Raw genomic sequence first — 26,363 nt, forward strand, 5'->3', positions numbered from 1 at the left:
TACCTCATGACGTTAACAGCTATAACTAAAACCTCGGCCATCATAATTGTTATCATCGCAATCATAGCGGTGGCCGGTGGAGTACTCCTATTGACTCAACAACCAGCCCAGCCACCATCAACAACCACTACTACAACAACCCAGACGTCCACCACAACAACTATGACAACCACCACTACCACAACTACTACGACAACCACTACACCGGTGGGCTCTACAATAACAATTGGTAATGTCACCATAAGGGTACCTGAGGAGTTTGCTAAGTTTGTTGAGAATGTCAAGACAGGTAATGTCAAGGTGACGATATACTTTGGGCATGCATTAAACCCTGAGGAAAGAGACTCATTCATTAAAGTCATAGGGGCCTTTGAACAAGAATATCCAGGAATAGATGTCGTAGAGAAGAGATATGGGGGAATGGGTGAGCTTCAAAGCGCGGTCATAGCTGCTGCATCGCTTCCACCATCACAAAGGGAAAGCCTTGTTGGCCAGGCTCCCGACGTGTTTAACTGGGCCCATGACTGGATTGGTTGGTTTGCTGATTCCGGGTACCTTGTGCCGCTTGAAGATTATATAGGATATGATGCAGTTGACGATATATCTCAGAACATACTTCCATCAGCTATGAGCTCTGTTACGTATCTGGGTAAGACGTATGGCCTCCCATATGCTGGTGAGGCATTAGCACTCTATGTGAATACAGGGCTGGTTCCAAACCCGCCGACAACATTCAATGAGTTAAAGACCTTAATGGAGCAGTTCTATAAGCCGAGCGAGGGTAAATATGGGATAGCCGGTCAGATCGCGGGCCAATACCATACTAATCCCTGGGTCACAGCGTTCGGTGGTTTCTACTATGATGACGTGAGTAAGGAACTAGGCTACTTAAAGCCTGAGACAGCCGAGGGCCTCAAGTTCTTCGTGGCCAACATCCTACGGTACATGGATGTATCCGACCTCGGCAACGATTATCAGAGGAGACTATTTGGCGAGGGTAAGACCCCATTCTATATATCTGGGCCATGGGATGTCAAGTACGCTGTTGAAACATTAGGTGTCAACAACTTCACTGTTGTTCCACTACCATCGATTAATGATAGAATACCTAAGCCGTGGAGTGGATTTAGAACAATATATGTCTCGGTTATGGCTACGGCTGGAGGTAAGGAGAGAACATATGCTAGTATATTGTTTGCATTATACATCGCCCTAGATGATAAAGCTATTCTAACACTTGTCAACGAGCTTGGATACATCCCAGTCAAGCCGAGTGTAGCTGATTATGTGAGGACAAACATAAATGCAAACCCGCTCTACAAGATAGTACTAGGATTCTATGAACAGCTAGGAAAAAGTGTTCCAATGCCGAAGGACGCGAATATGCAGAAGGTCTGGGGAGCCGATACGTATCTCCAAGCAATATGGAAGGCGTATTCAGATGCTATAAGCTCTGGTAAATCACCAGATGATGCTGTGCAAGCTGCGATCGCTCAGGTGGATAAGGCACTCAGTGACGCCTATAACGATATATCTGCAAAGATAAAGAAATAATAGTTTAGGGATTAAGGACCGGTGGATGGGATGAGCTCTAAGAGGAAAATCCTTTTTCCCACACGCATCGCGCTTATCTTGGTAATGCCGGCATTGATCTTGTATTTATTTTTTAATACATGGCCAATGATATTCTCCATAGGAATAGCATTTACAGATGCTACTCAGAAGAATATATCGCCTAGTCCAGAAGCCATAGGCAACTGGGAGAACGCGACCCGGTGTGCTATTAACCTTAGAGACAAGCCGGAGTACAAGGAGAAAGCCTCCGGCCTAGTGAATTCCACAGTAAGTAGCCTAATGGATGTATATGGCAACTTGACAGGGATAAAAAACTATATCGAGGCCGGTGGAGACTTCTTGAATACGCCTCTAAGCTACTTAAGAGGGTTAGATCGATCTGTTAGGACATTAATGAGGGTGTCAGAAGAGTTCAAGATGTACTTCAACTGCACCGAGCTAGGTTACCCCACAAGTATATCACCGATCTCTAAAGAAATGCTTGAGAAATTTGATGCATTAAGTACGTTGAGTGGAAGGCTTCAAAACCCGGGTGCATATGATAATAAGACCTACTATAATGAGGTTGTCACCGGATACAATATAACCATTGAGCTGGTAAACTACTTTAAGCGTCTTGAGACGGATTACGAGGGATATATGAATGAATTCATAGCGAGTGCCCAGAATGAACTGGATTCACTACAGTTGAAGTTCATAGGGTTGGAGAACTTCAAGAAGCTATTCTATGACCCGAGATTCTATAACTCACTATATAAGACAATGCTCTTTGTTGCTACTAGTGTGCCGCTCAAGGTTGGATTCGGCGTTCTACTCGCCTTATTTTATTCCTCGGAGCTCCTCAGAGGCAGGAGAATAATGAGAGCCCTCATTATTGTTCCATGGGCAATGCCATTTCTACTCTCAGCACTCACATGGAAGTTCCTGTTTATACCTAATGGTCAACTAGGCCAATTACTCGGGCTTAACATGAATAACAGGGAGTGGGATGCATTCCTAGTGTACAACCTATTTGAGACGTGGCTTGCTTACCCATTCATAATGACTATAACACAAGGTGCTCTTGGAGGAGTACCGAAAGAAGTCATAGAGGCATCATATATTGATGGTGCTAATGCCTTTACAAGACTAAGGAAAGTGATATTTCCATTGATCAAGAAGCCCGTGCTGGTGGCATCGATCTCGACGACGGGTGCCTCGTTACAGGCATTCCTTGTACCGCTGACGCTTAATGGTGCAGGTCCCACTGGATACATTTGTGCACCGTTTGTCGGTTGCACAGCAGGGTATATGAATGAGATGCTGATAGTGTTCGGATATTATAGGGTCATAATTGACCAGGAATACGGATATGCTGCCTCAGTCTACCTTGTTATCCTGGCAATAATACTGGTTTATGTAACTCTATGGCTTAAACTACTAATGGGGAAAGGTGGTAAGTAGTATGGTTTCAGTCTCTCTAACTATACTTAAAATAACCCTTACAATTATAGGGGTCTTTATAGCCGTCGCCATCGCTTATCCACTAATATACATAGTGGCACAGGCACTGATAGGGAAGCCAACGATAATAGTCTCTAGTTTCCAGCAACTACTAAGCTATGGGGTCACATTCGATAACTTTATTAAGACGCTTCAGGACCCCGAGTTCCATACGGCGTTAAGAAACTCATTAATAGTTGCATCAATCACCGTAATCCTAGCGATCCTCGTCATCATACCATCTGGGTACGCGTTCTCGAGATTCGAGTTTCAAGGTAAAAACACGCTGTTATACTACTACCTCATCGTAAGCCAGGCCGGGGGAGGGCTTGGAATCATAGCTGTATTAGCAATGTATATATTCTTCTTGAGACTGACTGCGTATGGTATAAACATAATCCAGATCTGGGTATTGCCACTAGTCTACGTCTCAGGCCTAACGCCATTCCAGACATGGCTTATTAAGAGCTACTTCGACCAATTGCCAAAGGAATTAGATGAAGCATCATTCATTGATGGGGCCGACTGGTTTACCATAATATTCAGAGTAGTGCTCCCAGCATCCAAGGCAGCATTCATCATTATAACAATATTTGCATTCATGAGTGCGTGGGGAGAGTTCATTATAGCAAATATTCTGGGGCTCGACACTCTTGGACGTTACATATACTCTAAAGCGGTTGCCGGTCAAGCCGGGATGATGAGACCGGGTGAATTCGCTGCAGCCGCTCTGCTATACGCTATACCGATGGCAATCTTGTTCACGCTATCGCAGAAGTATATTGGGGAAGCATACAGGCTTGGAATGAAGGGCTAGGTTAAGCCTAGTTTAAAAACAATTTCTTTTCTCTCATGCACGTATGTTTCTTTCAGACGCAGCCCCCTTATACCAGAGCTCCTTGATGTAACTATAGCAAGTAGTGTAATATTGTTTAAACCCCTTCTCACAGCTGTCTCTGGAACGTATAGCTCCCTTTCTGGAGAGTCATCGCTAATCCTACCTATGAATTCCCCGTTTACAAACACCAGTATTCTACATCCCCAGAAATCCACTTCCAGTTTCACTGGTGAGGAGCTCGTTGGCTCCTTCTCATATGGAATCACAGTGTTGACCCATATAACACGTCCTGCTTTATCCCCAAGTAATATAGGGGGTTCAGCTGTCTCGCCGCGTGGGCTTCTTCTAAACCATTCCTCAATTAATCCATGGAGGCCTTCTTGTATAAACCATTCACCATCCACCTTGTATTGGTAGACCCCTATGACTGGGTTTACCACGCCCCATTCAACGAGTAATGCTACCTCGTTTACCCCGGGTTTGAGATACCTTGTTATATCGATAGGGCCTATGAGGGGGCCGACGTATACTTTGTTCACGAATAAGAGGATTCTATAGTAATGGTTGTAGTAGAATTCTAGGCCTGGATCCAACACATAGTGCCTGGATAAATCATCTACTTTGAACTCTGTTATATAAAGGCCTGGGGAGTCGACGCTGTATGTTTCCCCTGTACTACTCCTCTGTTCTTGTAGGGCCTTAATCACTGGTTCCGGGTTGGCGATGAATTCCGCGAGGTCGAAGCCTGGCCCATATGGTATCTCGAACCCTGTTTTTCTCCACTTGTAGAGCCTGATCTCGCCTACTCTACCAAGGTAGACTCCACCATATATGCCGTTTGGAACATATAATAAGCCATCATTAGGGTGACCCGTGGACTCCAGTATAACTGTTACTTCGTTCACGCCTTCCCTAAGGGAGTCTGCAGACATCTCTATGTAGTGGTAGCCTGATCCAGCATATTCGTTATTGATGGATACAACAGCATAGTCGCTGAAACCGATCAGCGCGAGATGCTTGTCTAATAGATCCCCTAGTTGCTTCTTATCAAGGTGAAGCCTTAGCCTGTACACGTAGATACCGTTTTCATAGAAGCCGTTCTTTTCCAGCGGGCTCGAAGGATTAATACTAGTTAACGTGTGGAATACAGGGTCTTCTAGAAGCCTGTATTCTAAGGGGTGGTAGGTGTTTTTCCCGCTCCGACACATACTTAATGGAATATGTGTGGCATAGACATACTTGGAGAGCCTTGTTAAATCTAGGTCTAGGTCTTCAAGACTGATCGCCTCTATTTCACGTGAAGTAACTACTAGCAATCTTCCACAGCTGTCTTCGTCGAGTTCAGCGTTAATTACCACCTTGCCCTCATCTATCCTTGAGTCACCTATGTAATAGATGTTGGATATGAGTACGAGGTCTTCATCTACAATCCATGTTTTCTCAGCTCTACACCTACATGTGAAGATTAATAGTAGGTTTTGCCCCCTCGTTGACTTCACAATGGCTAAGTGTTCACCGTGTGTATGGTTAACCACCAGGTATGCTCTCTCACCCTCTCTACGGATCAACACGTCTCCCTGTATATCTACATCGAGTACTCCGCCCTCTACTTCTACAGCTGTCTCAGTGTATTCACCGTGGTCTCCGTAAATAATCATGACCACGGTGTCTCCTAGTCTTTTCATTAATAATGCCTCTCCACTCGTGTACACGAGTTTGAAAGGCGTCCCTTCTACGACGAGGTCTAGTAGAACTATTTTAGCGTACCGCGGTGGCACACGTATAGGCGTCCACATGGGTATTATTTCGCCCCTGTTTATAAGCCTCTGGTAGCATAGGTTGTCACCGGTATTTCTCAGTACTGCTATTTTCCCGTGATCACCTACACGCTGTAATAATTCACTACAAGTAGACGCGGTTTTCACGGTTTCACCTGGCTTTAAACTAGTCACCAATTCCTGGAACCCATTGAGGAAGGTAAACACCCTCTTCACTCTATAATATCTCTCCGAGAGCTCTCCCCACTCTCTAATACATGCTTCAAAATCATATGATGAAGCCAGGTACTTAGCGGTGTAGTAGCCTGGATTCGATCCTCCGTGAAACATATATATATTTATATTATTAAGGCCCATCCCAACAGCGGTTTTCAACAATATCTCCGTCCACTCAGGTGGAATACTCAGCCTATTTGTTGGATAGTATCCATACCTAGACGACTTAAACCAGCCTCCCTCGAGCTCCATGATCATCTTGAATAACCCGGGTTGCGATGACAAGTAGCTCCGTAGCCTATCATCGAATTGCCTCATATCCCAGGGAGAAGGGTATAGGTCTATTGTGTTCGGTATCCTCGTTAAATACGGGTCTTCATTAGTGAACACAAGTACACCGGGTAGCTTCTCCTCCACGATCTCCGCTAGCTTCTCAATATACTTCTCATTACCCCAGAAATACTCGTTCTCAACCTGGATACCAATTACAATCTCTCTCTCAACGTATGGTTTGAGAATGTTGAGGACACTATTATACCATTCCACCACATGCTTAAAGTACCCGGGGTCCAGCGAGCGTAGCCTCATCGCTTTAGTATAGATCCAGTTTGGATGACCGCCACTATCCCATTCAGAACATATGTAGGGACCGGGCCTCGCTATGACTCTTAAACCGAGTTCTCCAGCCAACTCGAGAAATGAAGCCAAATCTCTACTATAGTAGCTCGCTACATGCCACTGACTCGTTCCATCGGTGAAATTCACAACTTTTTCCCGCGGGTCATGCCAATTCCACGGTATATAAGTGGATACGCAGTTTCCCCCAGCCCGCTTCAACTTTAGGAGCCTATCTCTCCAGAGATGCTTTGGAACCCTAAAATAATGTATTTCACCACAGAGTAGGGTCATAATTACTCGCCCAGAACTATGAATTCCTCGGGGAAAATAAATGTGTTTTCTAAGGTTCCATTAGCTACAGGAATAATAACAACCACCGGTCTTCTTCAAGATGTGGGTGGTGCTTACTGGGGTTCAGGTCTCATATAGGTTTATTTAAATTGGTTTCATCACTTCATCCTTGTTCCCCCTGTATCCTGCTTGGGCTTGCATTTGGCTTAGGGGTGTTCGCGGGCACCCTACATCTTGAATTAAGGAATAGGTTTATGCATGCGATTGCATTCTTCAATAGTGAACCTATATGGAAGCAGAAACAACATACCGAGAGGCATAAAATCATTGGTTCAAAGCTACCTTGTTTTCTCCATGTGGCGGACATGTTTTCCTGGTATCCTTTAGAAGCATGATAGCGATGAAGTAGCCGAGTAAGGAATTGGCCACGAAGATCACGAGTAGAGATACCAGGATCGCTTTCCCACTTCTTAAGACTCTAGAGCTCAATGAAAACCCAACCTACATAGTAGTGGTAGCCAGGAAAGGGACTAATAGGCCACCCTCACTTGAATTCAGCAAGGAAGAAATAGGAAAAGACATCAATACAATAATTAATGAGTTCACCACGAGCATCTATTACCGATGGCAGAGATGTTACCTGGTATCCACGTCTTGATGGAGGAATACCTATCGAGTCAGGACTTATACTGTAAGGTATTTTAGATGTCCTGACCTCCTCCCCGCTCTAAAGGGTTGGGGTTCCCTTTAGGGGGTTCATTGGTTCCCTCCATCTATTCGGTTTACATCTTTCACCTGCGGGGCAGTCGGGACAACCCCTCATACCCACCACTTCTACACTCACCACCAAAAAAGATAGAGAATACAGAGCTTGTAAACCTTCATCCCAGCCATAAACGGCGGGGCTTTCGGTTGTAAATGGTGTAAGCAAACAAGTAGAGTTGCTTCTATGTGAATTACTTTTCCCCTCGATCTCTACCTAATCTTCTAAAATCTAAAGAGGCTGTATTCCTAAACCCTTGGTTTCTAACCAAGGGTTTAGGAATACAGCGGCAAGATATTGTAACTTCGATTCATTATTATCAATCTTACTCATCCTTATTCTCTCATCAAGGCACTGTTACTTAAACCATGTTATTCCCACATGCACTTGGTAGAAGGTTTAAAAACCCTGTTCATTACTTGGTATTGATTTTCCGGGGTGGGAGCATGAGTGAGCTGATTGGATACCTGGGTATGTTGTTCGTGTTTACATCGTTTATAATCCGTAACTGGCTCTGGCTACACATCCTTAATGGTATAGGCACAGCCCTTCTCCTTATCTACGCATTAGTCCTCGGTAATCGCGTCTTCGCAATAGTTGAGGGCGGGGTCTTGGCATTACTGGCTTACAGAGTATACCAGGACCTGAAGTCTGAGAACGGTAAAAAGGGTTTATAAGATAACTGTTTTTAAACCGATATCGTCGACTACCAGATTATTTTTACCTGGATACGGGTGCTCAATTTATATCTCTCCATGGATGCATGAATGGTTTTTGTTGAGGCCTCATTTTCTCAAGTGTCTTCAAGTACACATAGAACACTGAGACAACAGTGCCTATGGTGAACGTGACTAGAGAGAGCAGTGAGAGTAATAGAAATGGTTTCTCCTCCCTTATACACGTCATATTGATTGATACTTGGGTATCCTCGGAGGCTATTATATTGTAGAATAAATTATCCAGTGTGAAGACCGCTACTTCACCTGGCTTAACGTATTCACTATACTCTATTAACCTGTTGAATATGGTTATCTCTGCTATATGAGTATCTATGTTCTCAACCGCTAAGGTGATGTTTACCAGGTTCCCTGGGTCAGTGTTATCCAGGATTGATGTAAGGGGTATTTCTATGGTGGTTAAATTATATATTGTTGAATAATGGATTACATTGTAATAGGTTAGCATTGATGCCATCGACAGCAAGATTGATGCGATCAGCATAGATAAACCAATCAGCATCAATAACCTCGTGGACAACCCGGTCAAACCCCTCTCGAAGCCCACTTGTTTATAGCGGGCTAAGATTTATATACCTACTCATGTAATCCTTAATAATTATATGGGTGAGAAGTATTGAGTAAATATATTCCATTACTATTATTAACAATAGTATTAGTCTCAATACTAGTTATACCCACACAAATAACATCAGCCCAAGCTACGCAGCCAGGCCCTGCGTCAGATAAAATAGTGGTCACGAGGAAAACCATTGAGGAAGTACCAGACGCCATATCCAGTGGTAAAATAGATGGATATCTCTACAGCTTAAGGCCAGCACAGGCTGCCCAGTTACAAGGTGTATCCGGTGTAACTCTGTACTCGGCTCCAGCAGGCCTAATAGAGTTAACATTGAATCCTGCCCCAGTGGCTGTTTTCACTTTGGAGGGAGCTCTTTCAATAAGTGAGGCTGCCTCTAAGCTAGGTATTCCGGCAGCCGCGATAACTAACCTGTATACTCAGGGAGATAAAACAGTTGTAGAGGTTGGAGCATACCCCGGCAAAGGCGTTAACCCATTCGCATTTAAAGAGATCAGGTTCGCCATGAACTACTTAATAGATAGGGTCACCGTGGCTAGCACGATAATGAAGGGATTCGCTGTCCCCATGTACACATTCCTGAGTCAGTATGACCCAGATTATGCTACAATAGCGGATATTATTGCCAAATACGAGTTCACTTATAACCCATCATATGTCGACCAAGTAGTCACGAATGTGTTAACCAAGGTAGGTGCTGTGAAGATCGGTGGAAAATGGACTTACGAGGGTCAACCCATAACAATAAAATTCATTATTAGGCAGGAGGATGAGAGGAGAGACATAGGTTACACATTCTCATCGGAGCTCAAGAAGCTGGGCTTTGAGGTCAACGAGATGGAGATGCCATTCGCTCAGGCAATAGACATAATCTATGGCACCGACCCAATTGAATTCCAATGGCAAATATACACTGCTGGATGGGGTAAGGGCGGTATAGACCGCTATGATTATGGATCAATCTCACAGTTCTGTGCCCCATGGTATGGCTACATGCCTGGGTGGGGTGAAGCAGGATACTGGAACTATAAGAATGATATAGTTGATGAACTCACTTTGAGAATATACCAGGCCAATTACACTAACAAGGAGGAGAGGAACGAGCTGTACAGGAAGGCAGCCGAGCTATGCATACAGGACTCTGTTAGAATATGGGTTGTAACCAGGTTAGATACCTGGCCTATGAGAAGCGAGGTTAAAGGGATCACGCTGGATCTTGGTGCTGGTTTAAGAGGCATATGGAACCTGCGTGAAATGTATGTCGAGGGGCGCAATACATTAAACCTGGCTCACTTATGGGTATGGACATCCTCGAGTGCATGGAATATCTGGGGTGGATTCTCCGATGTATACAGTGTCGACTTTGAGAGGGCCACCTACGATCCCTCGGTATGGAATCACCCATTCAACGGTGGGCCACTGGCGTTTAGGGCGCCTTACGTGGTAGTTACAGCTGGGCCCTCAGGCAAGTTGAATGTGTCTTCTAATGCTGTGATATGGGATGCATCAAAGAAGCAATGGGTACCCGTACCCAATGGTACGCAAGCAACAAGCAAGGTGATCTTCGACTTCAGTAAGCTAATAGGTGCTAAATTCCATAATGGGATAACCATAAGCTGGGCCGATGTAATAGGTTTCCTGGCATACATGTTCGACATTGTGTATGACCCAACATACAGTAGCCTAGAGACCAGGATATCCTCATCTTCGAAGCCTTGGGCAAACACGATAAAAGGATTCGAGTTCGACTTCAACAATAAGAGGGTTACTGTGTACGTTGACTACTGGCACTTCGATGAAAACTATATTGCATCATGGGCCTCCTTCAGCCCTGTAAATCCGGTTGAAATACACGCTGTAACCTTTGAGCTAGCTCTTGACAGGAGGAACGAAACAAATTACGTACTATACCAGAAGAAGAATTATGAATGGTTCAGCCTGGTATGGCCTAACCACGTTGCAAAAGTAAAGGCAACGCTGCAGTCATACAAGAACAACCAGGCTGTGTTAAACAAGGTGAACAAGTATGCTATGGGCACACTCAATATGAACGAGTGGAATGCTAGAATAGACGCTGACTTAAACTGGATCAACACCTATAATCTTGCATGGATAAGCTATGGTCCATTCATGCTGACAAAGTTAGATACACAGAACCAGGTATTAGAGCTCACGGCGTTCAGGGATCCAACATACCCGTTTAAGAAGGGAGACTGGTATTTTGGACAACCAGTCGCTACTTCAATAGTATCAGTATCAATAGAGTCTCCAATACAGGGTAAGATACTGCCAGGTCAAACAGCTAACATTACTGTGAAACTATCCGGTATCCCACCATTCTCACTGAAATACATGATCAGGGATCCCAGAGGAATAATAATAACTAGTGGAGATGGATTAAAGGTAAGTGAAGATACGTTCAGGGTTGTACTTGACTCAAACTTCACTAAGACACTGGCATATGGAAGCACATACACAGTAATACTCGTTGGTTTATCAGAGGAGGTAGCCATACCCGGGATAACACGTCAGGTCGTGAATACAGCAACGCTCTCCGAGGCTCTCTCAACGCAGTCTATAAGTGATGTATTGGCTAATGTAAAGGCGTCAGCGTTAGAACAAGTGAATATCATATTATCACAGCTGAAACAAGAGAGGGCCGTGGATCTTGAATCACTAAGAGACCAGTTGGCAACCGCCATCAGCGGTGTTACCGGGGTATTGATAGACCAGTACGTCTCGTTAATTGGCACAGCAATGGACAACATGAATAGGTTATCGCAGACCACGGCTTCGACAATAACTTCACAGGTTTCCTCACAAATACAGCAGATTAGATCGGATGTTACAGCTCTAAGCGAGAAACTTAATGATACACAGGCCACCGTGAGTAGCTTACAGACATACATAGTGGTTAACATAGTGTTAACACTGGTTGCAATAGTCTTATCAATCATAGCCCTGGTAAGAAAACCTAAGGCTTAGTTTTTTCACCCCCTTCCACCCTTATTCAATTTTTATAGCCGGCTTTGATTAATACGGCCCCTGGTATCGCTCCTAGCATTGCTTTTCCGATTCCTAGCTGGCTTCAGTAATAGAGATAATATAATGGCATAGAACCACATGACTGGTGAGATATGTTTGGTATGTAATGTATTTATAAGCCTCTGGGATTTATCAGGATTAATGGTGGTTGAATGCCGGGAGCCGGCTACTATATAGCTAGGCGTGGAGTTGTTTTACTGGTTTCCTATGTTGCGATAATTATAATAATAGCTGCTATACTGGAGCTATCAGGTTATGCAACCCAGATATACCAGGCAGTAATCAATGAACTTGTGAGGGCAGATGTAGATGCATTGGTGAAAGCACGTCAGGGCCAAGTAGATCCAGCATACATCCAAGAGTATCGTCAAAACAGAACCATAGAGTATATGAAGCAGTATGGGCTGATAGATGAAAATGGTAATCCGGTCCCTTCATACGTGAGAATGTGGAAGCTCGCATTTAATGCTTTAACATTTAACTTCGGTAAGACAAAAGAGGATCTCGTTGCAATGGTTGTTCCCACTATGCCCCCTGCAAGCATCACTTACATAATATCGGTAGTTCTACCTAGGACAATAATAGTTGTCACTGTTGGCGAATTAATAGTAATCGCAATAGCGTTACTGGTTGGTCCTAGAATAGCATATAGACACGGTACCTTCTTGGATAGGGTAGTGGTGGCTTACGCAGCTCTTACTAGTGCTATACCACTATGGTGGCTTGCAATGTTGTTTATAAGGGTGTTCGGATACCAGCTTGGATGGTTCCCTACGAGTCTAAGAGGAGTTACCACACCGCTTAACAACTTCTGGTCTAACCCTGCTCAGAACTTTGTAACTATACTATGGTATATAACGCCGCCGCTTACAGTATTCACGGTTATCTCGCTTGGTGGATGGCTATATGGTATTAGGGCAATGGTTTTAAGGATAGTTAGGGAAGACTACGTAATGGTAGCGAAAGCAAAGGGGTTGCCCGAGAGAGATATTACAAGGAAATACGTGATGAGGCCCTCACTAGCACCAATATTGACTAATGTGATACTAGCGTTGGCCGGTACCCTTGGCGGTATGATTATCACCGAATCCGTATTCGACTGGCCTGGAATGGGAACACTATATTATGCAGCGATAACAACTGGCGATGCTGAAACTATTGTAGCATTATTCGTAATATATGTAGGAGTCTACTTGATAGCAAGGTTTATACTTGAAATATTATACGTATTAGTAGATCCCAGGGTTCGTGTGAGGTAGGGTGAGATCACGATGGCGGCCACAAGGGAGTTGACATTTAAAGACAAATTAGTTCTCAGAGTAGTGAATCCCTTAAAGGGTGTTCTAAAGGAAATATGGGGTATGACAACAGGTAAGATAGCATTATTACTATTATCAATCCTAATAGCTGTCTCTGTGTCAGCTGCATTAACAATGCCTCCTGGCTTCCTGGACTCATGGCAGAGCGCATCATTCTGGGAGGATAACCCTGTCATAGTACCACCAGAATGGGTGAAATACTTTGGTGCAAAAGTAGCCCCAAGCATAGTTGAGGAGAAATCGAAGCCCGATGTCACGCCTCAATGGGATCCATCAACAGGCATACTTACATTAACATATAGGTTTGAATATACTTTAACCGACCCAGTATTTCCACAGGACTATTATTTCGCAGTCTACGGTATAAAATCCTATGATAACATTACCCCGATAATAACTATAAGTGTTGAGCGCCCGGACGGTATTACAAGTGTTTTATGGCAGGAGAACATATTTATAAATAACACTAACGCTGATGTTACATCAATTTACAAGACAGACCCGAAGAAAATAAAGATGGATGATCTTGTATCGGAAATATTTGTGAAATATAATATCACAGTACCTCCCAATATAATCGGAGAAAACTACATGATACAGGCAATATCAAGCTCGTTGCTACGTGATAGAGTAGTTTCAAAGATATCGCAGCCTTCAACAGCTCTCTCGATCTTCCAGAAACCAGTTAACGTGGAGAACTGGGTAACCGTGTTGAGAAGTGAACAAAGACCAGTACTTGAGGAAATAAACAACTTGCTAAAGAACATCCAAGGCTCCATCAGTAACGATCCAGCCAACATATTACCGCTCATCAATAACGCCATATCTAATGTTACATTCCTTATAAACAACCTGGATAAAATAACATTCAGTGATCTCTATGAGACACTTCAAAACGTTTCAACGCTCCTAAATAACGCATATAAGTTAGCTATGAGTGAAAACTACCCCTCGGTAGTTGTAACTAATATAAATGATGCGAAGAGCAGAATAGACAAATATCTTGACTCACTAAAGGTCACTGTTTCATTCATTGGTATAAGCCCTGAGTTCGAGATATTAACGGGAGCATATAGGTTCGAAGTAAATATTACTTATCCAGGTGTCAGAACATATCCGTCTAACCCGCAGTCGCTAATAAGCTGTGTGAAATTCGCTGTGAAAGGCTCAGTAAAGGGAACACTTGGCACTATAAATAATGGTGCTGACTTAGCCACGCTACTATACTATGGTTTCCCAATAGCCTTACTAATAGGATTAATAGCATCGGTATCTTCAACGCTCATAGGCGTTATAGCTGGTATTATAAGTGGATACTATGGTGGATGGATTGATGAGGTTATCCAGAGAATAATAGATATATTGAATAACATACCATTCCTCCCATTAATGATAATTATTGGTACAGCCGCAATGAAAGTGCTTCCACCCGGCACACAGAAATCCTTCTACATAATAATGCTATATGTTGCAATACTGATAATATTCAGCTGGGCTGGTCTAGCAATAGTTGTACGCTCAATGACGCTCAGCATAAAGGAGGAACCATATATCGAGGCTGCCAAGGCTATGGGTGCATCTAATACGCGTATAATATTCTACCATATATTTCCCCAGGTAATGATGTATGCTGTTGCAACCCTAGTATATAATGTCCCAAGCGCGATACTAACGGAAGCCGGGCTGAGTGTACTAGGACTCAGGCATGGATGGCCTACATGGGGTGCTGTGCTAGCCGAGGCGAGGGCGGCTGGACCAGTTGGATATGCTGCATGGTGGTGGATACTGCCGCCCGGACTATTACTCTCTCTGACATCACTAACATTCGTGCTACTCGGGTTAGCAGTTGAAAAAATAGTTGAGCCACGCTTAAGGACTCTATAGTTACATTGTTTTTTAATCCCCCTCCCGCCATATATGTAAGGATTAATCTACATCCTGGTTGAAGAGGTTTTGTCACGATCTAAACAGGTATTCTTTTAAAGCCCCTCTTAGCTGGCCTGAATTAGCTTGGTAGAGTATCAAGCATCCTCCCTATTAATAATCCATCCTGGTCTTCCACTATCTCTACTAGAACCTTTTCTGTAGGCTTCAGGTTTTTTCCTTTAGGTATTATAGTTACAAGATAGTCTTTGCCTCCAATTACACCTATATACTCGCCTCTGAATAAGCCTCTACCAGCTACTTCGGCAATTATTTTCCCACCCTTCCTCACTGGTGGCCGGATTCTTCTTGCGTAATACATGCCCCATTCACTCATTGACCAATGGAGTCTTATACCTGTCTCCTCCTCTACCTTGCTAAGCCATTTCCAGAACCTATCCCAGGATACTTCCCTTACCCCCCTGGGTTTTCTCCCCCTCTTATGCCTTATATACTTCTGGATGGTTACAGGTGGCCAGCGTTTGCCAGCACCTATTTTAATTGCCCATTTGATAATGGATACTACGTCTTCATCATTTAAGCCTGGTAACCATAGCGGTGTTACATGGAGGTCTATATTTGTCTCTCTGACAATGTATTCCGCAAGTTCCATTACTCTCCTGACATCATAGTATCTTGTACCATATATTAGATGAGCTTTCTCGTTGTCTACTACATCTATGCTAAGATTTACTCTATCTAAACCCGCCTCATCTAATTTATCTATGATATACTTGTTTAAGAGTAATCCATGGGTTTCAATGGCCACACTTGAGACACCTGGCACCTTCTTCAACTCGCTGACTAGCTCGGTGAGCCATGGATATGTTAATACATCCCCCATAGAGTCTAGTAGGACTTCTACCCCTTCACCCTTCACACTAGTGGCTTTTCTCACACCATTCACTATAAGTTCGGGGTCCACTATATATTCAGCCCAGCGGTTAAGTGAATGTATCCCAGCATCGACACTACAGAAAACACAATTCTGGGGGCATATAGTCGTCGGTCTTGCCTGAAGCACGTTTGTGCCCCTATCTATTACTCCGAAGGCTATGTACCCATATGCCGGCATAGACCCGGGTACCCTATATATTATCCTATTACCCGGGAACCTCCCAATAACCTCCAGCAACCCCTTTAACCCCAGTTATACTCCCTCTAAAATATTTAAACCTACCCTATTATTCACTAATATAGACCAAAGGCGGGTGTTGAATTATTGAGTGAGCCAATACTTGATGTAAGGAACTTGAAAACATATTTCTATACAGCAAGAGGTATGGTGAGGGCCGTTGACGATGTATCGTTTACATTGAATAAAGGGGAGAGCCTGGGTATAGCTGGGGAGTCCGGCTGCGGTAAGAGCACGCTTGCATACTCATTGATACGTTTAGTCCCTCCACCAGGTAAGATAACTGGAGGGCAAATTATTTTCAAGGGAAAAAATGTTTTAGAGATGAGCGAGGAGGAGTTCAGGAGAGAGGTTAGGTGGAAAGGTATTTCAATGGTGTTCCAGGGAGCAATGAATGCGTTGAACCCTGTTTACACAGTTGGTGATCAAATAGCTGAGGTACTAATGCTTCACCAGGGCTACTCTAAGAAGGAGGCACTTGAAACAGCTGCTAAAATGCTTCAAATGGTCGGCATAGATCCGAAGAGGTTGAAGAGCTATCCTCATGAGCTAAGCGGAGGCATGAAGCAGCGTGTGGTAATAGCAATGGCGCTCGCTCTTAACCCACCAATAGTCATAGCTGATGAGCCTACTACGGCACTCGATGTAGTAGTTCAGGCACAGATCATGAATTTATTGAAGAGGCTGAAGAAGGAGCTAGGCTTATCAATAATACTTATATCCCACGACCTAAGCTTGATCGCTGAGATAGCCGATAAAATAGCTATAATGTATGGCGGTGAAATAATAGAGTATGGCCCGAGCGAAGTTATATACAATAGGCCAATGCACCCATACACGATTGGATTACTTGGAAGCATACCTAGGCTACACGGCGAATTAAGGGATCTAACCTGGATACCCGGGTTTCCCCCTGACCTAGCTAATCCACCACCCGGATGCAGGTTTATGCCCAGATGCCCCAAGGCATTTAATAAATGCAGTGAGAAACCCCCGTTGGTCGAGGTTGAGCCAGGCCACTACGTCAAGTGCTGGCTATACGCTAAGGGGTGATTGGGATGAGCGAGGAAAGAATATATGAGCCTAAGATAACATCTAACACCATATTGTTCGCGAAAAACCTGAGGGTATACTTCCCGGTAAGAAAGAGCTTTCTCGACATACTACGTGGAAGACCCCAGTTATACGTAAAAGCAGTCGATGGAGTATCCTTTGATATAAGCAAGGGAGAGGTATTCGCATTAGTTGGCGAGTCGGGCTGTGGTAAAACAACCACGGGCAAAACCATATTGAGGCTTAATAAGCCCACGGAAGGCGAGATAGGTTATCTGCCCTCGAAGGAGATCCTCGAGGAAATGAGATCCTATGGAAGCATCAATAACATCAGCGAATACGGCCATATAAGCCTAGCCTCACTCAATGAACACATGTTACGTCCCCTCAGAAAAGATATCCAGATGATATGGCAGGACCCCTTTGGAAGTCTTAATCCACGTAGAACCATATATGAGATCCTTGAAGAGCCCCTTGCAATCCATGGAGTGGGCGTGAGCCGTGAGGACAGATACGATATAGTGGCAAAAGCGCTTGAATCGGTTAAACTGACGCCACCAGATGAATACATGGATAGATATCCGCATATGTTGTCTGGTGGGCAAAGACAGCGTGTAGTAATAGCGAGGGCGCTAATACTTAATCCCAAGTTCGTAGTGGCTGATGAACCTGTCTCAATGCTTGATGTCTCAATAAGGGCTGAGATACTCCAGTTAATGATGGAGCTTAAGAATAAACTAGGGCTAACATACCTATTCATTACCCATGACCTAGCTGTTGCAAGATATATATCCAATAGGCTCGCAGTAATGTATCTTGGACAAATAGTTGAAATAGGCGATGCTAGAAGGGTCATTGAGAATCCATTACATCCCTACACTAGGGCTCTTGTAGAGGCCATACCGGAGCCCGAACCATCGAGAAGGCTTGCCATTAGGGAGATACCTATTAAGGGTGAAGTCCCTTCACCTATAAATATCCCAGCCGGATGCAGGTTCCATCCAAGATGTGTTGCACTTGATGAGAAACCAGAGTTGAGAGAATACTGTATGAAGAGGGAACCCCCGTTGGTCGAGGTTGAGCCAGGCCACTACGTCAAGTGCTGGCTATACGCTAAAAAATGATTTTTATCGAGGTAATAAAATAGTGTAGAGGGATGCCTTTATGATTCCTGAGGAACGGGTAGGGATAATTGGCTGGGGCTCATATATACCTAGGTGGAGACTTCCCCTCAGCGAAATAGTTAGGACGTGGGGATTTAATCCTAAGGAACCAGAAGAATTAAATGTCGCCGAGAAGAGTGTCGCAGGGATAGATGAAGATGCCATTACAATGGGCTGGGAGGCCGCTGTAAACGCATTGAGACGTGCTAGAATAGACCCGAGGAAAATTGGGTCAGTATGGTTTGGGACTGAGAGTAAGCCCTATGCTGTAAAACCCTCGGCAACGATTATAGCTGAGGCTCTAGGTATAACTCCTGAAACCATGGCGACAGACCTGGAGTTCGCGTGTAGAGCTGCAAGTGAGGCGCTAAGGATAAGTATTGGAGCTGTGGCATCTGGTTTGATAAATTATGCACTAGTAATAGGTAGTGATACAGCACAAGCAAACCCAGGGGACGTGTTAGAATTCACAGCTTCCTCAGCTGCTACAGCCCTTATAACGGGGCCTAGGGAAGAGTCAGCGGCATACTTCGAGGCAAGTGCCACATTCGTCACCGATACACCTGATTTCTGGCGTAGGGATCATTCGCGCTACCCACTTCATGGTGAGGCATTCACAGGTGAGCCAGCATACTTTAAACATATAGTGGGCGCCGTGAAACTACTAATGGAGAAGACCGGGCTTAAACCAGAGGACTTCGATTACGCTATCTTCCACCAGCCAAACGGTACATTCCCGCTTAGGGTTGCAAGAATGCTTGGAATACCCAAGGAGAAAGTAATACCTGGATTAGTCACACCGTTCATAGGTAACAGCTATAATTCGTCAGCCCTCATAGGGCTTTCCCGCGTGCTTGATAAGGCTAAGCCGGGCCAGAGGATTCTCTTGGCACCATTCGGCAGTGGTGCTGGTAGTGACGCCTACAGTATCGTTGTAACTGATAGGATCACGGAGAAACAGGAATTAGCACCCACCGTGGATGACTATATAGTGAGGAAGACATCGATAGATTATGCCCTATATGCTAAATACAGGAGACTGATTAACAGGATAAGGTGAAAAATGATGAAGATATCTATACCTCCATCCTGGAGAACAAGACTTGACAGATACAGGCTTAAAGCCAGTAAGTGCAGGGACTGTGGTAGAGTGGCCTATCCGGCTTCAAGTATATGCAGGTTCTGTGGGTCAAGGAATATTGAATATATCGAGTTGATAAATGAGGAGGCCAGGTTGATCACGTGGACAATAATTTATAGCGCGATGGAGGGCTTCGAGGAGAAACGCCCCCTCATGATAGGTATACTGGAGACCATTAATAGTAAGGCACGGATAATGGCTCCCCTCACCGATGTATTACCAGAGGAGTTAAAGCCGGGTATTTTAATGGAGCCGGTCTTGAGGAGGATATCCGAGGACAATGAAGCAGGATTAATACACTACGGAATATCATATAGACCGGTGTTTAAGCGAGTTGGAGTCTAACATAGATTTTTTACTTGAATCCCTTAGGAAATCCGGGAAGCCATTTGAATACATAAATGAATTAAAACTAAGTGAAAACCTGAGAGCACTTCTAAGGCGCCTCTACATACAGAGCAAGGAAGGCATCAGTCTCTCGGCTATTGGGTCTACAATACTTGATTTTGCAGAGGGGGATTACGAGGGATTCAACGTAATAGGGGCTTTACAAATACCTATCGGGGTGATAGGGGTTTTAAATCTATTCATAAATAATGAGAAAACCGAGATCTATGTTGTCGCCCCCTTCATTAAAGGCAGGCTGCTTAATAGGTTAAGGGATAGTATCCTCATCTTGGAAAGCTCTATTGTTAACATTGGTATCAAAGACTATGAGGGTGTATGTAATTCTGACGCGTATGTAACGTTCAGTGATCATAAAGATGTATTGGATCCATTGGTTTTTCCAAGACTATATAGTGATCCAGTTTTCCTCGGTGTGAAACACTCATATATGGCCCTCATATACTATATGCTCGGCCTCGATGCATTTTCTGCAGGGATACCGGTGGCTCCAAGCGAGTATACTATTAACGGGGACACCCTGAGATACAAGGTTATACATGATGCACCATATCAATTGCTGAATAATACGATCACCAGTGAGATCAGGGAGTTACTTAAAGCCGTTGAGAAACCCTATATATGCGCTGTACTCCTCCTCTACTCATTAATATTTGATTTAGGGCATGCTTCCCCCACCGCTAAGACTTAGGAACACCTCGTATTGTTTCTCAGCGGTTTTCACAGGTAGATCACCTAGAACAATGAATTCCCAAGGTAGTTTACCACCGAATTCGTATCCCTTTAACACGTAACTGGATCTAAGATACCTGTCTCCAAGGGTTTTCCTCCAAGCCGATAACCCTCCACCACGGGTTGCCACGTTGATGAATACATTGTCTAATGGCATACTGGATAAAGCTATATAGGCTTGTATGAATCCCCATTCTATATCATATGGTCTCGCATCTATTAACCCCCTTAACTCCCCCCTATATAAGCCGAGTATTTCCTTAAGCTTAGCTGGTTCCTCCATCCCAATCCACTGAAACATCGTATGAGGCTTCGGTATTAATGGGTTGAGCGATATTGAGAGCTCTCTACCATGCCTCCTAGCTGAGCTGGCCAGCTTCTTCAGAGTATTGATGTCTATTTTAACCTCATCGATGCGGGTTCCTTTCACACCATATATCATGTATAATTTAATATTGAAGCCTTGTTTCAGGATGTCTTCTATAGTATTCGCTATTTCATCATGGAGGCTCACGTACTTGAAGAACACTCTATGGAGTAATGGACTAAACGTCTCCGGTGCCAGGCTAAGAGTCCTCTGACCTATCTCTTTGATTAACTCTAGTACATTGCTCCTCAACGCAGTAAGCCTTAGTGAGGGTAGTGAGGCTTTTATTTTCTCCTGTGAGATGTATTCAAGTAGTTTCACATGGGTTGGGGATACTGGGAATGAGAGACTATATATTACTACCCTCCTACCCCATATACTACTCGATAACCCCTCCTCCATAATCTCCTTAAGCATCATTATACTCCTCTCTCTATATGGCTGGAAAACCCTTGATTCAAGGCAGAAGCTACACCAGTACGGGCATCCTCTGCTAACCTCGAGCTTAAAGCCCCCGCCATATATCGGTTCAATCTCCGTGTTTTCCACCTGGTGAACAGGGTGAGCCGCATCATCGAGCCTTTCAACATACTTCCTTATAATTTTCTCCCCATCATTAACGCCTGGAACGTAGACGTATGTGAGTCCAGCTATTTCTTCCAGGAACCGTTTCTTATCCATCGTCTCAAACCATTTCAGTAACACTTTTTCCAGTGTGACCTCGGCTTCACCTATAACGAATGCATCTATTATGCCGCTGTATGGGATAGGATTCTCCATGACAACTGGTCCCCCCGCGATTATTGGTGTATCACGTTGCTCACGCTTAACCGGTATTTTCCCAGCTATCAATAGCCTCACGAGGTTTACTATGTCTGGCTCATAGTGTAGCGTGGTTAGTATGAGGCCGAAGTATTTTAATGGAGTGTTTGTTTCAAGGCTTCTAGGGGGAGGTTCATCACCTGTGAGTCTCGTATTAGTGAATCTCTCAGTGTATGCTTCATTCATACTGTTTGATAATTGATATATGATGTCGGGGGCTAAGCTGGAAATCATCACTCTGTATATGCTTGGATAAATATATGCTATCCTCGCCTTTACTTTAACTGGGTTCTTATATATCGTGTTCAATTCCACCCGCGTATCTCCTCCACGATATTAAGCTTTATATACCATATATACCTATACGTATATCTCGGTGTAAGCATGATCGATTACTCCAGGTTCATTAGTAAGGTTGCCTCGAATATTAAGGCATCGGAGATACGTGAACTACTAGCAATAATACGAGGTAGAAAGGATGTAATAAGTTTTGCAGGAGGCATACCAGACCCAGCCTTATTTCCACGTAAAGAACTAGCAAAAATAGCTGGAATAGTCATCGAGAAATACGGTGACGATGCATTACAGTACAGCGAAACCAAGGGGATAATAGAGGTTAGGGAGACATTGAGCGACTTCCTAGCTAGAAAGAGGGAGATACATGCCGATGCAGAGGACATAATTATAACTAGTGGGAGCCAGTCGGCCCTAGACATAGTTTCAAGGGCCCTCATAGATCCAGGCGACATAGTGATAACTGAGAGCCCATCATATCTGGCAGCACTTGGAGCATTCAAGATGAATGGCGCCAAACTAATAGGTGTAAAAATAGATGAGAACGGTATGAGGACGGAGCTCCTGGAGGAAAAGCTGAAGCAGTTGGGAGATGATGTGAAGAAAGTGAAATTCATATATGTTATACCAGTTGGCCAGAACCCGGCTGGCACCACTATGAATAAGGAGAGGAAGAAACATCTCCTCGAGATAGCTTCGAAATACGATTTATTAATCCTGGAGGACGATCCCTACAGTTACATCATCTACGAGGAAGGAGCTGAAACAGCATCACTGAAGAGCTTGGATAAAGAGGGTAGAGTTATGTATATGAGTACTGTAAGCAAGATTCTAGCACCAGGCCTGAGGATCGGGTGGATCGTTGCTGAAAAGGAGCTTATAAGGAGGTTTGAGATAGTGAAGCAATACGTGGACCTGCACTCACCCACCTTAAACCAGTTCATAGTTGCCGAGGCCATTAAAACGGGTTTAATAGACGATGTTGTTCAGAAAGCCATACCATACTATAAGGCAAAAAGGAACACGATGCTTGAAGCTATCAAAGAAAACTTCCCCGATTACGTCTGGTACTCTAAACCCATAGGAGGGCTCTTTGTATTCGCATACGTGTACAAGAATGGATTCAATGCAGGAGTGCTCTTAGAGAAAGCGGTGAAGCAGTATAAAGTGGCATATGTACCGGGCGGTAGCTTTCACCCTGAGGGAGACGGAGTTAATAGTATGAGGCTGAACTTCAGTTACCCCACGCACGAGCAGATAAGGGAGGGAATAGCTAGGCTGGCCAAATTGATTCGTGAATCCTAGTTTACTTCAACACTATTATGGATCCAAGTTCTTTAGGCGGCAGCAACCCAATAGTTTTCTCAATATCCCCTATCTCAATTATTTTTACAAAGCTGGATAATTCATGAAGAATGTTTTCGGCTGCCACCGGATTGGTATTCCTAATGGTATTCTTGTATGTAATCACTGTTTTCTCAAGGCGATGGTTTATTGGAATCCATGTTGTAAATGAGAATGGCGATACAACTATCTTCTGAGGGGCTATCTCCTTGAGTAATCTATAATAGATGTCGGCACCAGGCTCCGTTAACACAAGGGTATTGATTCTACTGGGTATATTGCTCACATGGCTAACAATATTTAACCCGAGATACTGGGCTAGACGGGTTGAATCCCTACAGTATAGTATTGGCTCTCCATTACTCCTCCCAGTGAATAAAGCGGTTGAGAACGCTGTTATATTGCATCCAACTATCAGGGTAACTCCTTCGGCCTCGGCCCCTAGTTCTATCCCATGGGCTATAAACGGCTTCACAGCTGTATATGGGTTTGCATTAAGGGACTCCTCGAAGACGTGTTCCGGCTTAACTGAAACATAGTCGGCAAGCAATCCATTAACGTTATATGCGAGTATGCCGTGGCGGCTAAGAGGTGAAATAGTGATATACCTGCCTGTCACGCTTGTATTGCTACCAGAGGTCTCTATAGCCTTTACTACTCCGGACGCCCCTAGGATGATTCTCCCAGGGGGAGTAATGTTATGATTCATTATGTTTCTCTCTATCTGTCCCACGTAGACAAAAACTGTTTTCGCTAATATGTCACCATGCTCGACTTCTATAAATGGTAGCTCATGTAATTTCACGGTGCCATCGAAAACTATGCTACGTTGCCTCAATAAAGCCACCTACTATAAGCTTTTAATATAACTAAGGGTAATATATCACTAAGAAACCTGGATTTATATTTATTTACAAAGGTGTTGGGGGATGACCAGCATCCCGGAAGCGAAAAAAGAGGCATCGATGAGTTTACATTGGGTCAGCAAGGATGTGAGGGCAAGGCTTATAGAATTAATGCTTTCAACCAGGAGCATCATTGAGCTATCAAGGGACTTAGGTATCTCACCAACAGCTATAAGGAAATACTTGAAGAGGGAGGCCTATCCCAGTGATGAAGTCCTTCAAAGAGCGGTGGAAAAGCTGGCGCCTTATGAGGTGGATGAGGCAATGAGGATAATAATTACAGATTTGTTGGAGTCGCTTAGAAACCTCTACAACTCTGTTAATGAGAAACATAAGGAGTATATAAGGGAGTACTTGAGAAATATTACTCTTTAAAGGATGAACAGGTTTGGGTAGAAAACCTTTTTTAGCCAGCGGTAAAATACTTGGAGACTACTCTGTTTTAATTAAATACTTTGAAATATGCATGTCTAAAGGCGGTGAGTGTATGGATCTGCTTCCTTCACGTGAGATACTGGATGACATTAAAGAGATGGCTGAGAATAAAGGGTATTCTTATCTAGAGGTTTTAGGAGAAATCCGTGTAAGAATAGAGGATAAGGTTAATTGTGATATAGCTGTGGAAGCATATAAAATGGTTCACGGTATAAGTGTATCCTGCGAGGACGCCAGGATGGAGCTTCTGAAAGAAATAGTTGCATGGTATCTGGAGGCGGCTGAAACACTGGGGCTCGTCAAGCTCAAGGAATCATGGAAGCCATAGTGATATATATGTTAACAGCTAACACGTTGATAAATGTCCTGGGAAGACTGGAGAAGATGCTTAGACAGGAATACGGTGAGGCAAGCCTTAAGGAGATCAGGGAGAGAAAGGGCAGGTTTCAAGTATACATTGGAGTACGTAATAGATATCTTGGCTCCTTAACTGTAAAAATTTTAATCAGTAAGGATTGTAGTAGAATACGGGTTTACACGGGTAGGACAGGCTTAGACTTGAGGATCAAGCGGTTTCTACTTAGAGAGCTCCCATGTATACAGGGTGATATGCGTAATGAGGCAACCACATAAGAAAAGAATCCAGGTAGCAGTATCGATACTGAGCGAGGTGGCAAAGAGAGTTAACGAGTTTGATAGAGGAGCACTTGTTGATTACTTGAGGAAGACGTATGAAAAAACTGGATTAAGCCCGATCAGAGGGAAGGCTCTGCCTCCCGACATATACGACAAGGAGCTTACAACACTCTATGTAATCGGTAAATACGGATTGGGGCTTGCCCAGGATTACCCATATATGTTCTCGAAGATTTTCTACGTAGAGGAAAACCTGGATATGGCGCTGGATCTAATACTCCAAGGCGATATCGAGGGAGCTAGAGAGAAAATAAAATCGGTGTCCCCTACAGGCGTGGTCGATGGTAACATGATTGCAAGACTGTTGAGAATACCTCTAACAAAATTCATACTTGGATTCATGAGCGAGGATGGATTCACGAAGATACTGCATGCAGTATATAATGCTTTCCCGGAGGAGGAAAAAACCGTTAAAAGCTATGTTAAATTCTTCATAGGTTTAAAACTAGCCGAGGCAATATACAGGGGTGAGATAAGATCCCGCGAGTATAAGGAGGCATTTAAGAGGGCTCTCGCAATCAGGATTGGCTTTCCTAAAACCACGCCAAGCGATGAATATGTTAAAGCTATAGCCGAAGCCGTCTTCAACATATCCAAGAAAGAATTAGGCAGAGTACTCAGAGTTGAGGAAGAAGAGAGAGATACGGGGGAGAAAGAAGATAAATAATCACGCGCGATCTTTAACCAGTCCAGTATTGTAGACTAT

The 26,363-nt window shown here is 43.9% G+C and carries 24 protein-coding genes; 18 read left to right on the forward strand and 6 right to left on the reverse strand.

Translation table 11 applies throughout. The annotated features are described in order from the left end of the window. Positions 1–6: 6 nt before the first annotated feature. From SPHMEL_RS02490 to SPHMEL_RS02500, 3 genes are read left to right on the forward strand one after another with little or no spacing between them, the layout of a single operon-like run. Positions 7–1,554 (forward strand): extracellular solute-binding protein, encoded by a 1,548-nt coding sequence (locus tag SPHMEL_RS02490; RefSeq protein WP_042667184.1) that lies wholly within the window; start codon positions 7–9, stop codon positions 1,552–1,554. Positions 1,555–1,584: 30 nt separating this feature from the next. Beyond that, positions 1,585–3,018 carry a carbohydrate ABC transporter permease gene (locus SPHMEL_RS02495; RefSeq protein ID WP_042667186.1) on the forward strand — a complete coding sequence of 478 codons (1,434 nt, stop codon included), beginning with the start codon at positions 1,585–1,587 and terminating at the stop codon, positions 3,016–3,018. Between the two features lies 1 nt (position 3,019). Continuing rightward, entirely contained in the window at positions 3,020–3,874 is an 855-nt protein-coding gene (locus tag SPHMEL_RS02500) for an ABC transporter permease subunit (protein ID WP_042667187.1), read from the forward strand. Here the strand turns inward: SPHMEL_RS02500 and SPHMEL_RS02505 are convergent. Beyond that, positions 3,871–6,798, reverse strand: coding sequence for a beta-galactosidase (locus tag SPHMEL_RS02505; RefSeq protein ID WP_042667189.1), 2,928 nt, complete (start codon positions 6,796–6,798; stop codon positions 3,871–3,873). The genes SPHMEL_RS02500 and SPHMEL_RS02505 overlap by 4 nt on opposite strands. Before the next feature lie 421 nt (positions 6,799–7,219). Here SPHMEL_RS02505 and SPHMEL_RS02510 point away from each other — a divergent pair, with 421 nt between their 5' ends. After that, a complete protein-coding gene (locus tag SPHMEL_RS02510; protein WP_042667190.1) occupies positions 7,220–7,456 on the forward strand; it encodes a hypothetical protein in 237 nt (78 codons plus the stop codon). 551 nt (positions 7,457–8,007) lie between these two features. Beyond that, positions 8,008–8,238 (forward strand): hypothetical protein, encoded by a 231-nt coding sequence (locus SPHMEL_RS02515; protein WP_042667192.1) that lies wholly within the window; start codon positions 8,008–8,010, stop codon positions 8,236–8,238. A 61-nt stretch (positions 8,239–8,299) separates the two neighbouring features. On the opposite strand, the gene SPHMEL_RS02520 is transcribed toward SPHMEL_RS02515, so the two are convergent. Both SPHMEL_RS02520 and SPHMEL_RS07665 read right to left on the reverse strand, forming a co-directional pair. Next, complete coding sequence (locus SPHMEL_RS02520; RefSeq protein WP_232216726.1) at positions 8,300–8,818, reverse strand: hypothetical protein; 519 nt, start codon at positions 8,816–8,818, stop codon at positions 8,300–8,302. A 71-nt stretch (positions 8,819–8,889) separates the two neighbouring features. Next, positions 8,890–9,039 (reverse strand): hypothetical protein, encoded by a 150-nt coding sequence (locus tag SPHMEL_RS07665; RefSeq protein WP_420865876.1) that lies wholly within the window; start codon positions 9,037–9,039, stop codon positions 8,890–8,892. Here SPHMEL_RS07665 and SPHMEL_RS02525 point away from each other — a divergent pair. The 3 genes from SPHMEL_RS02525 to SPHMEL_RS02535 all read left to right on the forward strand — a co-directional run bounded on the left by SPHMEL_RS02525 (position 8,972) and on the right by SPHMEL_RS02535 (position 15,126). After that, on the forward strand, positions 8,972–11,863 hold the full coding sequence (locus SPHMEL_RS02525) for an ABC transporter substrate-binding protein (protein ID WP_420865882.1): 2,892 nt from the start codon (positions 8,972–8,974) through the stop codon (positions 11,861–11,863). The two genes, SPHMEL_RS07665 and SPHMEL_RS02525, sit on opposite strands and share 68 nt — an antisense overlap. A 212-nt stretch (positions 11,864–12,075) precedes the next feature. After that, a complete protein-coding gene (locus SPHMEL_RS02530) occupies positions 12,076–13,182 on the forward strand; it encodes an ABC transporter permease (protein ID WP_042667196.1) in 1,107 nt (368 codons plus the stop codon). Between the two features lie 12 nt (positions 13,183–13,194). Further along, the gene (locus tag SPHMEL_RS02535) at positions 13,195–15,126 is read left to right on the forward strand and encodes an ABC transporter permease (RefSeq protein ID WP_042667197.1); all 1,932 of its coding nucleotides are present in this window, start codon (positions 13,195–13,197) and stop codon (positions 15,124–15,126) included. A gap of 121 nt (positions 15,127–15,247) precedes the next feature. Here the strand turns inward: SPHMEL_RS02535 and SPHMEL_RS02540 are convergent, their stop codons facing one another. After that, positions 15,248–16,300, reverse strand: coding sequence for a radical SAM protein (locus SPHMEL_RS02540; RefSeq protein WP_042667199.1), 1,053 nt, complete (start codon positions 16,298–16,300; stop codon positions 15,248–15,250). An 87-nt stretch (positions 16,301–16,387) separates the two neighbouring features. Between SPHMEL_RS02540 and SPHMEL_RS02545 the strand changes: the two genes are divergently transcribed. The 5 genes from SPHMEL_RS02545 to SPHMEL_RS02565 are packed head-to-tail and all read left to right on the forward strand — an operon-like array spanning position 16,388 to position 20,753. Continuing rightward, positions 16,388–17,353: an ABC transporter ATP-binding protein gene (locus SPHMEL_RS02545; protein WP_042667201.1), complete on the forward strand. Its 966-nt coding sequence runs from the start codon at positions 16,388–16,390 to the stop codon at positions 17,351–17,353. A 5-nt stretch (positions 17,354–17,358) separates the two neighbouring features. Further along, the gene (locus SPHMEL_RS02550) at positions 17,359–18,477 is read left to right on the forward strand and encodes an ABC transporter ATP-binding protein (RefSeq protein ID WP_042667203.1); all 1,119 of its coding nucleotides are present in this window, start codon (positions 17,359–17,361) and stop codon (positions 18,475–18,477) included. A gap of 40 nt (positions 18,478–18,517) precedes the next feature. Beyond that, positions 18,518–19,576 (forward strand): hydroxymethylglutaryl-CoA synthase, encoded by a 1,059-nt coding sequence (locus SPHMEL_RS02555; RefSeq protein ID WP_042667204.1) that lies wholly within the window; start codon positions 18,518–18,520, stop codon positions 19,574–19,576. A gap of 6 nt (positions 19,577–19,582) precedes the next feature. Then, positions 19,583–20,002 carry a Zn-ribbon domain-containing OB-fold protein gene (locus SPHMEL_RS02560; RefSeq protein ID WP_042667206.1) on the forward strand — a complete coding sequence of 140 codons (420 nt, stop codon included), beginning with the start codon at positions 19,583–19,585 and terminating at the stop codon, positions 20,000–20,002. Next, entirely contained in the window at positions 19,992–20,753 is a 762-nt protein-coding gene (locus SPHMEL_RS02565) for a 3-hydroxy-3-methylglutaryl-CoA reductase (protein ID WP_042667207.1), read from the forward strand. The genes SPHMEL_RS02560 and SPHMEL_RS02565 overlap by 11 nt, the downstream gene beginning before the upstream one ends. On the opposite strand, the gene SPHMEL_RS02570 is transcribed toward SPHMEL_RS02565, so the two are convergent. Next, positions 20,721–22,298 carry a radical SAM protein gene (locus SPHMEL_RS02570; RefSeq protein ID WP_012608055.1) on the reverse strand — a complete coding sequence of 526 codons (1,578 nt, stop codon included), beginning with the start codon at positions 22,296–22,298 and terminating at the stop codon, positions 20,721–20,723. The genes SPHMEL_RS02565 and SPHMEL_RS02570 overlap by 33 nt on opposite strands. Positions 22,299–22,367: 69 nt before the next feature. On the opposite strand from SPHMEL_RS02570, the gene SPHMEL_RS02575 reads away from it, so the two are divergent. Then, the gene (locus tag SPHMEL_RS02575) at positions 22,368–23,582 is read left to right on the forward strand and encodes an aminotransferase-like domain-containing protein (RefSeq protein WP_042667209.1); all 1,215 of its coding nucleotides are present in this window, start codon (positions 22,368–22,370) and stop codon (positions 23,580–23,582) included. Position 23,583: 1 nt separating this feature from the next. Here SPHMEL_RS02575 and SPHMEL_RS02580 read toward each other — a convergent pair whose 3' ends face one another. Beyond that, a complete protein-coding gene (locus SPHMEL_RS02580; protein ID WP_084322092.1) occupies positions 23,584–24,468 on the reverse strand; it encodes a hypothetical protein in 885 nt (294 codons plus the stop codon). A gap of 82 nt (positions 24,469–24,550) precedes the next feature. On the opposite strand from SPHMEL_RS02580, the gene SPHMEL_RS02585 reads away from it, so the two are divergent. The 4 genes from SPHMEL_RS02585 to SPHMEL_RS02600 are packed head-to-tail and all read left to right on the forward strand — an operon-like array spanning position 24,551 to position 26,324. Continuing rightward, a complete protein-coding gene (locus tag SPHMEL_RS02585) occupies positions 24,551–24,901 on the forward strand; it encodes a helix-turn-helix domain-containing protein (protein WP_042667213.1) in 351 nt (116 codons plus the stop codon). Between the two features lie 13 nt (positions 24,902–24,914). After that, positions 24,915–25,289, forward strand: coding sequence for a hypothetical protein (locus SPHMEL_RS02590; RefSeq protein ID WP_012608051.1), 375 nt, complete (start codon positions 24,915–24,917; stop codon positions 25,287–25,289). An 8-nt stretch (positions 25,290–25,297) separates the two neighbouring features. Next, complete coding sequence (locus tag SPHMEL_RS02595) at positions 25,298–25,594, forward strand: hypothetical protein (protein ID WP_232216804.1); 297 nt, start codon at positions 25,298–25,300, stop codon at positions 25,592–25,594. Then, positions 25,578–26,324, forward strand: coding sequence for a DUF2192 domain-containing protein (locus tag SPHMEL_RS02600; protein ID WP_042667216.1), 747 nt, complete (start codon positions 25,578–25,580; stop codon positions 26,322–26,324). The genes SPHMEL_RS02595 and SPHMEL_RS02600 overlap by 17 nt, the downstream gene beginning before the upstream one ends. The last annotated feature ends 39 nt before the right edge of the window (positions 26,325–26,363 follow it).

The organism is Desulfurococcus amylolyticus Z-533 (genome assembly GCF_000513855.1).
GTDB lineage: Archaea > Thermoproteota > Thermoprotei_A > Sulfolobales > Desulfurococcaceae > Desulfurococcus > Desulfurococcus amylolyticus.